General features: G+C 39.8%; 6 protein-coding genes and 1 CRISPR repeat array. All 6 genes read right to left on the reverse strand.

Translation table 11 applies throughout. The features are described 5' to 3' along the window. Positions 1-329: 329 nt before the first annotated feature. Positions 330-1,248: direct repeats of the CRISPR family, unit length 37 nt; unit sequence ATTGCAATTCAACAAAATCCCTATTAGGGATTGAAAC. Positions 1,249-1,301: 53 nt separating this feature from the next. Beyond that, positions 1,302-2,165 (reverse strand): DUF928 domain-containing protein, encoded by an 864-nt coding sequence (locus HUN01_RS07765; RefSeq protein ID WP_181930787.1) that lies wholly within the window; start codon positions 2,163-2,165, stop codon positions 1,302-1,304. Positions 2,166-2,333: 168 nt separating this feature from the next. Continuing rightward, positions 2,334-4,730 (reverse strand): CHASE2 domain-containing protein, encoded by a 2,397-nt coding sequence (locus HUN01_RS07770; protein ID WP_181930788.1) that lies wholly within the window; start codon positions 4,728-4,730, stop codon positions 2,334-2,336. A 97-nt stretch (positions 4,731-4,827) separates the two neighbouring features. After that, positions 4,828-5,676 carry an Rpn family recombination-promoting nuclease/putative transposase gene (locus tag HUN01_RS07775; RefSeq protein WP_181930789.1) on the reverse strand — a complete coding sequence of 283 codons (849 nt, stop codon included), beginning with the start codon at positions 5,674-5,676 and terminating at the stop codon, positions 4,828-4,830. Between the two features lie 18 nt (positions 5,677-5,694). Continuing rightward, positions 5,695-8,469 carry a two-partner secretion domain-containing protein gene (locus HUN01_RS07780; protein WP_181930790.1) on the reverse strand — a complete coding sequence of 925 codons (2,775 nt, stop codon included), beginning with the start codon at positions 8,467-8,469 and terminating at the stop codon, positions 5,695-5,697. A 37-nt stretch (positions 8,470-8,506) separates the two neighbouring features. Continuing rightward, entirely contained in the window at positions 8,507-9,232 is a 726-nt protein-coding gene (locus HUN01_RS07785) for a hypothetical protein (protein WP_181930791.1), read from the reverse strand. A gap of 568 nt (positions 9,233-9,800) precedes the next feature. Beyond that, entirely contained in the window at positions 9,801-11,309 is a 1,509-nt protein-coding gene (locus HUN01_RS07790) for a beta-barrel domain-containing protein (protein ID WP_181930792.1), read from the reverse strand. Positions 11,310-11,328: the final 19 nt, after the last annotated feature.

Below are 11,328 nucleotides of genomic sequence, written 5' to 3' on the forward strand. Positions count from 1 at the left end.
TGGCTCTGAAGGCAGCGATCGCGCCCCCCATCACCATTAGGTTATTGTGTAGCTTCTCACGAGTTCCTGTATGTCAATGCGCGGAAGGGTAGGTGTACAAATTCCACAGGCTCAAAAAAGTGCTTCTATCTCAACACCAGCAAGCATTTTACCCCGCTAATCTCCCAATTGTCATCCGCGCAACGTCTGAAATGCTTACAAAAAGTGGGTTTCAGCTTTCAACTTTTACCGACACTCTTCCCAAAGAAATTCTCTAATGCTATGATTGCTCTAGATTCGCGCAACCGTACCTTGAAAACTAAATACAGCTTGGCTTTCCGGCTTCTGCCATTGCAATTCAACAAAATCCCTATTAGGGATTGAAACCTGACGTTGCCGAAAGATTGCGAAAAGGAGAGATTGTCAAATTGCAATTCAACAAAATCCCTATTAGGGATTGAAACCCAGACTTTCTGGATTTCATCTAAATTCAACATTTTCAGATTGCAATTCAACAAAATCCCTATTAGGGATTGAAACATCGGAAATATGAAACAACCAGCAGCTAACCGAGCTAGTCAAATTGCAATTCAACAAAATCCCTATTAGGGATTGAAACAAAAGTGACTCTCAATTTAAAAGGCATCTAAAATTTATTGCAATTCAACAAAATCCCTATTAGGGATTGAAACGAGTATGCCATCAAAATGGACGAAAGTAATGGTATTGCAATTCAACAAAATCCCTATTAGGGATTGAAACTGCTTCTACTCGGCTGTATAGAAATTTTTATTGCAAAAATTGCAATTCAACAAAATCCCTATTAGGGATTGAAACCAAAGTGGAACGATGTACTTAAAAAACAATATCTCAGATTGCAATTCAACAAAATCCCTATTAGGGATTGAAACGGTTAAGGCATCTCTACCATTGAAAGGCTGTAAAGATTGCAATTCAACAAAATCCCTATTAGGGATTGAAACGAAAGAGAAAGAGAAGATTGAAGGTAAAAAAACTGATATTGCAATTCAACAAAATCCCTATTAGGGATTGAAACTATTTTTAATCGCGCTCTGCTATGTTTTCGTGAGATTGCAATTCAACAAAATCCCTATTAGGGATTGAAACTTCATCTACACGCGGGATACGTGCAATTTCAGATTGCAATTCAACAAAATCCCTATTAGGGATTGAAACCAGCTTCGATTTTTATTCCCGACCTCAACGATTACATTGCAATTCAACAAAATCCCTATTAGGGATTGAAACTTAGAATTTCTTTCAGACTGTATTTCTTGGCAACAGATTGATGAAATTATTGCTTACTTTGATGATGGCACAGTGGGAAGAAAACTTTGCGATTTACTGAAATTCTTATTATTCAAAATGGGTTCGCAACAATTAATCAGTGGTTGATTAGCTATTGCTTCCAAGCCAACTGAATTAAGCAAAGTTGTCCAGTTTGCCAGTAAAGTCTCATTGTGGGGATTTTTATAGCGTAATTCTGCCAAACTCACAATAGCATCATACCAAACACCATTTGCAGTATAAAGCGTCGCCTTTTGTTGGGGTGTTGCTTGTTTGAGTTGTTCTGTTAATTTTGAATTTTGGTTAACCCTTTGCACCCAACCATCTGCATAATCCAGTTTCGTAGATTGTTTTTGGTCACATTGAACCCGTACTTTAAAAAACCAGTGATACATTTTTCCCACCTGCAATGAGCCTTGATTCGGGGGATAATGAACGCTAATAATACCTGGTGATTTTGGTGGTGTCAAATAAGTTCTGTATAAAGTTTGGCTTTTGTTATTAGTTTCCTCTTGCAAAACAAACTCTATATTGGCTATAGATGATGCATTATAGGGAACAAAAAATAAGAAAGAAGGATGTTCAGCGCTTGTTAAACCCCAAACTTGAGTGATGGAAACATCTGCTTCCTTACCTTGTTTAAGAGTTTGTTGATAGGTCGGTACTAAGGCTGTTACCGTTTGATTCGCTGCATCGCATCCACGGCTTGCAGCCCCACCTCTAGAACCGGCTGCACTTCGGTCTGGTGGTGGCGGTGGTGGGATAAATTTGACTGAGGACAAATGATTATTAACTGGTAACGCCTGGAGTTGTAGAGCGTAGGATATATTACTAGTGAATGCTATCACCAAGGCTATGGTTAATTGAAGGTTTTTCATAATTCGTTGTTAAGCAAAAAGATATTTTTATGATTGTTTGATAGGTTTTATAAGAAGAATTCAGAACTCAGGAATCAGAAAACAGGTATGAATTCTGTACGAGTAGGTGACGAATATTGGTTAAAAGCGAGTGTTTAGTGGGCGAAAAAAAATTAAAATATTCTCACCTTAAAACTCTATCTCTTTATGGGTAGAGTATTCTGAATTCTGTATTCTGTATTCTGACTCCTGTTTTATAACAGCTAAGAAGATAACAGCACTACCTCCTAAAGCGATCGCCGCAGGTACAAAGGGAAGCCAATAACTGTATAGTATTAATAATATCAGGCAAGAACTGTATAAACTCAGGAATGCCACCCCCATTGCCAAGGCTAAATAAGCGAGTTGTCGCAGATAAGCTGCAAGCAAACCTCCCGTAATCGCCCAACCCCAAAGCCAAATCACTTCACCCCATACATCCCAAGTCGATAAAAGAGGCCGCCCATCTAAAACCGCACTCAATAACTGACTTACCATCTGTGCTTGTAAAAAAACTCCTGCTATTTCCTGTGGTTTGCCTTGAGAGGAAGCGTAGGGAGTGAATGAATAATCACGAAAACTTTCGGCTGTTGTACCAATTAAAACTATCCGGTCTTTGACTGCATCGGCTTTGAGTTTACCAGCCAATGCTTCTTGTAGGGTAATACGAGGTGCGATCGCTTCTAAGTTTACAAAAGAGCGATAATTGAGTAAAATTTGGTGTCCCAATGCGTCAATACCTTGGTAGCCTCCGGTATGAGCCTCAATTGGTTTTAAAGTCAGCTTACCTAATTGCCAAGCACCATCAGGGCTAAATTGTAGCTTAATTCCCTTAGCATATAAATAACGTAATGTCAACTGCACATTTAAGGCATAAGGTGCAGTACAGGGAGATGAGGGAGGGGGAGTTAACGCCAACAGATGCCGCCGCACCACATTATCAGCATCGATGACGATATCACTAAAGCCGAGAGCGTCGGGAGAAATTTCTGGTGGTGGTTTGATGCCTGGTTTGGTAGTTTGGGGGTTACTAACTTGACATACTGCCACAAAGCGATCGCTTTTTCTCATTCGTTCTGCCAACTTTGGATAAGCTGGCTGTACAGCATAATCTCGGTATATATCCAAACCAATCACCCGTGGTTGATATGCCTCTAATTTTGCCAATAATTTATCTAGAGCCTCATCTGATAAAGACCCTCGTCGATTGGGAGATTGGGATTGTACATCTTCTTCAGTAACCGTAATTACCAGTATGCGAGAATCTGGTTTTTCCTGGGGACGCAGACGTAGCAGATGGTCAAACGCCATTAACTCCCATGATTGCAGTAAACCAAAATACCGTACTCCCATTAACAATGGTGTGATAACTATGCAAGCAAGCATAACCGCAGACAAAGCTTGTCGTAGGTTGATACCTCCCCTAATTGGGGTTTTGGGTATGGATGTTATCTGCTGACTATTCTGGTTGACGTGCAATTCTCGCCACAGCAGAGGTATCGTTGCGGGATTTTGATAAATTACAGGCAACCAAGTAGCACAGGGAAATTGAGTTTCTAGTCCTTGCAACCGTTCCCGCGCTTCTCTGACTGCTATATATAAAGATTTACCACAAGCAAAAGCTTCTAAAAAATACTTCAGGAATTCTTGCGCCACCCTATCAGGAACAGGTTCTCGCATGACGATGATTTGGGGTATATGCAAATCTGCAAACTCCCGCGCCAAACCCAAACCATCACAGGAGTTAAAAATGGCCAAATGTAAACCTCGTTCTACTGCTTTTCGCAAGCCATACTTTAATTGACTAATTGTCAAGCTTTCTGTTTGATTAATATAAATTTTCCCTTCATTACCGCTTCCATCAGTAGCACTATGTCCGGCAAAAAACAAAATCTGCCAGTCTTGTTCCCATAGTTGGTCAGTGAGGTCTTTACCTGATGGCTCGACTAGGAAGGTAGTATTGGCATGAGGTAATTCTTTCAAAAGCTGACTGTCTGTTTGGATATCAATTCCTTGACTATTACCCAAAATTGCTAAAACTTTCACCTGCGATTGAGGGGGTGAGTTGCGGCTAACTTGTTCATAACTAGGCGCACTCAAAGCGATTTCGGCTTTAGGATAACGTTCTAATAAATCCCACAAATGCCAAGGAAGTTTTTGCAATCTCAGGTCATTAGTTTGGAGGAGTACGCGGATATGGTCTTCCGGTAGCAGTTTTTCCAGCCATTTTTCGCGGATAGTCCGAAAAGTAGTGGATGATAGCCAGCTATTTAAGTGAAATCTCAAAGTATCCGCCGCTTTTTCGCAATCTTCCAAAGAAGGAGTTTGTGTTGATTGCTTAGGAATACCAATAGGGCGACCAGTAAATTTGAGTTTACAGTAAATAGACTGCCATTGATGGTAGCAAAGGACAATTTCTGGGTCTGGTGGTAGTTCGCCACTAATTTCTACAATTGGTCGAACATTTTCATCACCAATTTGCAGCGTTACAGGAAATCCTGCCTCAAAACTGCCTGTGCCTAACTTTAAAACTACTAACTTCCCCAATGTCAGTACTCCAGATATGGCGACGTAACTTACTTTAGTACAAGATGTTACGGTACTATATACGACTGTTATCAGGGTCTATGCAGTGAATGAGCCGTCAACAAGCTTCTAACCACGACTGCAAATCAGCCACACTGGTAAAATCTAACAGTGCTTCACTCAAATCTTCAAGAATAGGCAAAGGTAAACCAGAAATTAGGGAGCGCATTTCTGGGGAAATTTCTCCAAATCGCTTCGTTAGCAGTCGCACAATTAAATTGACTGTTGCTTCTTCACGTCCTTCTTCGCGCCCTTCTTCCTTAATTTCTCGGTAAACTCGCGTTTCCTTGAGAGTTATCCCCAGCATTGTTTCCACCTCTGTTCTACTTAATTCTTCAAACTTGTACACCATGATTGTGGTGATTATCTCTATTATGGCGCGACTAGTGGGGGATGATACTTCCTGACCAGTTCTAGTTAACAAATACCTTGCTGCTTCTGGTGCTTCTTCTTCCTGTACTGTAGTTAATACCATCAGTGCTACCCAAACAGGTAAGGTACGAATATCGCCCAATTCATCCAAATAAACTCGATGTAATTGTCCGCCATTCAGGAATGAGCGATGGGGATTAATATCGCTTTGCTCAAGACTGCGAGATGGGTAAATTATCACTGCTTGCCAATCGCTAAATCTGTCACGGTTGCGGTAAAAATACAGTGAGGACTCAGCCAATACCCGTTCATATAGCCTTTCATCTTTTTGAAATTGGACTTCGCAGAAATACACAACTCCTGCACCTGCATTTTCCGGTGGAAGAAATACACCGTCAATTTCAAATTTGGGTTCTTTGACTGCTACTGAATCAAATCGATAGGCATTTGCATTTGTTGGCGGATTTGTCAATAATTCAAATAAAAGAGTGGGATATTGTTGAAATAGTTTGTAAAAAATCGAGTCTCGCCGCATGAAAAATTCCCATTTTACTTAGAAACAACTACCACTAGAGACAGACAAACCACGAGGGTTAATATTTGGGACTTCAGCTACTAGAGATACATTACCGTTTTTATCGATAATCCAGCCTTGGGCTTCGACTATTTTAGGTGGGGGAGATGGCAGACTTTCATTAATCACATTACTATTTTGATCAGTATTTATTGCATCTAATGTTATCCATCGTGCTGTAGATACTTCACCTTGGAATGGTTCTATTGGACTACGGGCAATTCCTCCCCGTCCTGTTACGGTGAAGGAACTACGTCTAGCGGAACTACCGGGGTTACAACTAGAGACAATTTGTTGTGACGCATCCGTTAAATTGTCAGGTAATTGTACTAAACCGCGACTAGGGTCTACATCAGGTGTATTAACTGTGACTGTACCTGTTAAGCCAAACTGGGAACTAGCATCAATGTCGTTGGTATTATTAGGCGGAGTTGATAAGCGTTGTTCCAAATTAAAAATACTACGGGCATCAATGTTAATATTGCCACCTTGCCCTTGAAAAGCATTAGCTACAATATCATTATTTTGATTGGCGGTGGCTACAATAAAACCATCCGGTGCATCAATGTCGATGTTACCACCGTTGGCATTATTAAAAGCTTGAGCAGAAATGAGACTTTGATTTTGTAACACCAACAGTTTTAAATCTTCCAGTCTGATATTTGCACCTGCACCTGCATTGGTTTCTGCTGTGAGTTTACCTTGGTTGAGCCGAATGGTGTTTGCCCTAGCTGTTAAGTTACCTGCTTCGCCAGTACCTATCGCGCTTACAGTCACTTCTCCCCCATTACGAATATTTAAAGTTGGGGTGTTGATAAATAAATTTCCGGCTTTACCAGTTGCTTCACTGGAAGTAGACAAAGCACTGGGCAAAGTCTGTGAATCAATACTTCCTGAACCTGTAATTTCTACAAACTCATTTGCATTGATAATTAATTCTCCTCCCGAACCTCCAGCAAAAGACCTTGCTCTAACTTCGCCGCCATTACTAACAATTAGTTGCTGAACATTTAGAATGGCAGTTCCTCCTGTAGCAGAACCAAAATTATTCGCTGATATTTCAGCGCCATTCTCAACTATTAACTTTTGAGTAGCAATTTGCAATTCTCCTGCATCACGGGTTGCCCCTGGTTCCGCAGAGACAAAAATTCCACTTCTTCCTAAATTGACAGTGGCATCTGGTGCAAATCCATCTAAATTGATCAAGTCTGAGGCATTTATAATTAGGTTTCCCCCTTTTCCCCCTGTTCTGGCAAGGGTGGAAATCTGTGCGCCATCTAAGAGTTTTAAATATCTAGTTGAAATGACTAAATTTCCAGCATCACCTATTGCTCCTTCCTCAACCTGTGCAAACAAACCACTGGGAGTAGGAATAGTTTGATTCGGTGCTGTTCCTGCTATCTCAATTTCTGTGGCCGATACATTGATATCTCCAGCACGACCTCTAGCAAAAGTTGATGCTGATATTTGTGCGCCATTTTGAACAATTAATCTACCAGTATCAATCGTAATCTTACCCCCTTCGCCTGTCACATCTTGATCAAGAGGGCTACCAACTTGAGCAGACAAAGTGCTAGGAAATGACCCATCTGGTGCAGTTCCCAAAATTTCTATTGATTCTGTAGCTTTAATATTCAAATCTAATCCACGACCTAAACCGAAAGTGTTTGTCGATATCGTTCCTCCATCTCGAAGGACTAATCTTTTAGTTGTAACTGTAAGACTTGCTCTTTCTCCCGTCGCTTGTTCATATACTTGGGCAAAAATGCCTGTAGGATAAAACCCTTCATCAGGAAAAGCCCCTACTCCCAACAATTCAACTGATTCAGATGCAGTAACTTTTAAATTCCCAGCTTCACCGTCTTGGAAAACAAGGGAAATTAACTGACTACCATTATCTAATACTATGCGCCTCCCTTGAATTTGAATATCACCACTTTGCTCTCCACTAGTATCAATACTACTTCCGTTGGTTATCTGAATGTCTTGATATTCTTGGATGTTTTCGTAATTAAAAGTCCAACCTTGATTAGTTGTAGTTAAGTTGACTAAATTATTAGTTGCAACGCTTCCTAATTCAATTCTTCCTGCTTCTGCTGTGAGATTTCCGCCGTCTATTAATAAGTTTCCGCCTATCAAAGCCAGTGTATTACCAGGTTGTACTTGTAAACCTACAGGTAAACCAACAAAATTTACCGCCCCATTTAGACTAGCTTGTGATTGATTAATAATACTACTATCAGAGTTGGTAAACTGTAAACCAATAGGAGTATTTATAGTTAAAAGAGGTTTTGTTGTGGTGTCTAGGGCACTGAAATTAATGCCATCATCAAAATTAATACTGCTAGCCGTACTTGCTATAAAAGAACCACCAATATCTAAGGAAGCATTTGCACCAAAAATAATTCCATTAGGATTAATAAGGAATAAATTAGCTTGGTTATTAGCACTAATTAAACCATCAATTTTTGATATTGAATTACCTGTGATCCTGCTAATAATATTGATAGTATTTGAGGTATTATTAAAATGAGCAACACCATCTGTAGGTATAGAGAATGATTCAAAACTATGAAAAAGATTGTTGCCTACTGTAGTACCACCATTAATTTCACAGGTTGTACAGTTAGGCAAGACAACAGAATTGTTAGGTAATTTATCATCTGGTACGATTTGTGCAACTACAAGGTGAGGAGTTAATAAAGTTGATAAAATTCCACTAATCAACCAGAATTTGAGAGGTGATAGATACATAACCTTCTAAGTGATTCGCTGTCAGATAATTAAAATATCAATTTGGGAATAACTTACGTTTTAGAATTGCACTACTACCAACTAAACCCAAGGTAATCAAAGCAATATTTGAACTGGATTCGGGAATAGTTTGATCAGGAATTTCTGATATGTCTAATCCTACAGAAGGGATACCTAATGTGAGATCATTAAATGTACTACTAACAAAGCTTTGATCGCTCAAACTACTAAGAGCATACAAATTATTTTCGGTGATAAATTGTAAATCATTTACTGCTTTTACTTGGTCTTGGGGACTAAAACCGCTAATGTCTACGTCAAAAGTATAAACAGGATTGGGATTAATTATAGTAGATGGACTCCCAATGGTTGCTTGGTCAAAATCAGATAATTCAAATTGTTGTGTCGCTATTATTGTGTATGTCACAATATTTTCTGTTAAGCTGGCACTCAGATCACCATCAGAAAAATTGAAACTTAATGGAGAGCCCGCATCACTAGGGTTAGGAATGGCACTGCCAAGATATCCAAAATATTCAATAGACCCAACAAAGGAACCTAAATTATCGGCAATTGATTCATCGTCAATAATTTCTCCATTAATTTTCTTAAAAACTAAATCAAATCCTACGTCTGGAACATTACCGCCTCTAGAGTAGCTACTTCCTCTAATTTGTGCTTGCGCGGAGTTCACTGTTACAACCAATATAGAACCTATAACAATTGTTGTTTCTATAATTTTCTTCAATTTGCTGAAAATCATGGCAAAATCTCCTAAATTACGTTGTTAGCTGTATTTGTATAAAAGCGATTGCTTTTATATACATAATAGATTTTATCTTTTTATTGCATTTCAATCGTGATAATACATTCAACTTTGCTATATCTGGCATAAAATTAGCTGTTAAATTTGGCTATTAAACAGCTTTCAATTCGACATTTTTTTGTTCTCTTATGTAATAAGAACTTTCTCCTGCAATTTCAGCTAAAAGAAAATTTTTATAGCCTAATTTAGTCGAATTATCTAGTAAATGATTATCTACTAATATGTAAGGCAAGTTGTTAACAGGTTTATGGATATCAATATTAGTAGTTAACCTATATTGCAATCGAAGATGCTTTGAGCGTGTTGCATCTCATGATTTTACATGAATGCAATTAAATATTTTCATTGGTTTATTAATTCAGGATTAATTAAACCATAAAACACCGTATTTATCCTGTATCTACATGATTTCTTTATGAAAACTTTAAACTAATTATGAAGATTTGTAGAGTTTATTAGATGCATATTTTTCCCAGTTTCCACAAATATACGTAAATTAATTGTGTTACCAGTCTGCAATTAACCTCGCTTTCCTTAGCAAGAATTTCAGGACTGTCTCTTCGCGGGAAATAATATCAGCCCTTCCCTGCATTCCCGGTTGAATAGTACACTGATGGTTGCTCTTACCTAAGAACAAGCTTTCTGGGAGTATAGTCACTTCGTAGAAAGAACTCGCGCCACCCTGTATAGAAATAGAAGCATTGGCGACTGTGGACACCAGCTGATTGCCTTGCGATTTAATCGTATCTTCAGAAATTTGACTGACAATACCTTTAAGAGTGCCGTAGTCGGGATAGGGACAGGCAGAAACCCGCATTTGTACTTTTTGACCTTTTGCCAACTTGCTAATATCATCAGGGGAGACGGCGGCTTTAATTACTAAGGGAGCATTGCTAGGGACAATTTGAGCAATTTCCTCACCCAAACGCACCGATTGACCAGAGTTTCGGAGATTTAGTTGAGAGAGAATCCCGTCTTCGGTGACGAGAATCTTAGTTTGGCTAAGATCGCTTTCTACTTGTTGTAGTTCCCTGGTGTCGCGCTGAATCTGATTTTTCATTTGAATCCTCTGCTGGAATAAAGCTTCCCATTCTCGATTGAGGATGGCGAGAGAGGCTTGACCGCTAGCACTTTCTTGGGCAATAGTCTCTTTAGCGATCGCAACTTCAGCATTACTGGGATTGAGAGCAGCTTGAGCGCGTTGCAATTTTGCTCGCACTGCTGCTACAGCTTGTTCTTGCTGGGCAATAATTTGCTGTTGCGCTTCAACATTAGCCCGTCGCACCTCAACCGCTTGTTTTTGTTGGACGACATCTAACTGCACTTCCTCTAATTGATTCAAAGATAAAGCTCCCGCTTGAACCACCTTTTGATAGCGATCGCGTTTGGCTTGAGCGGCGCTCATCGCCGCCTCTGTTGACTGGAGGTTAGCATGAGATGAACGCAGATCCACTTGTGCTTGATACCATTCATTTTGCGCTCTTTTTAAGTTCGCCTCGGCTTCTTCTACTTCCGCTTTGACAGTAATTTGCTGATCTCGATAATTGCGTTGGGCGCGATTGAGTGAAGCTTGAGCCGAAGTCACCACACGGTTTTTCCGCTCGGTTTCCGCTTTAATTTGACGATTCAGAGCTTGAACTTGGGCATCGATTTGCAGTAGTTGCAGTTGCGTCTGCTGGATGTTGCTTTGCAGTTGGCTTTTTTGAGTTTGTAGACGGGAATCATCGATAGTTGCAAGCACATCTCCTTTTTTCACTGCTTGATTTTCTTTAAAAAAGACGTTTGTTACCTGGCCTTCCGTGGCTGCTTGTACGAGCCGTAATTCTCCCGTAGGGCGGACACTCGCCTGTCCTTTAACAGTTACTTTATATTCGATCATAGAAGATAGTGCGATCGCTCCGCCAACACCAGCGACGAGTACCAAACTGCCTAATCTCGCCCAATTACCAATCGGCGGGAGAAATTCATTGCTTTCAACTGGGGGCAGAGAGTCTGCGTTAATCTGGTTAAGCATGACAGTTTTTTTGGTAAAA

It is taken from the genome of Nostoc edaphicum CCNP1411, assembly GCF_014023275.1.
GTDB classification, from domain to species: domain Bacteria; phylum Cyanobacteriota; class Cyanobacteriia; order Cyanobacteriales; family Nostocaceae; genus Nostoc; species Nostoc edaphicum_A.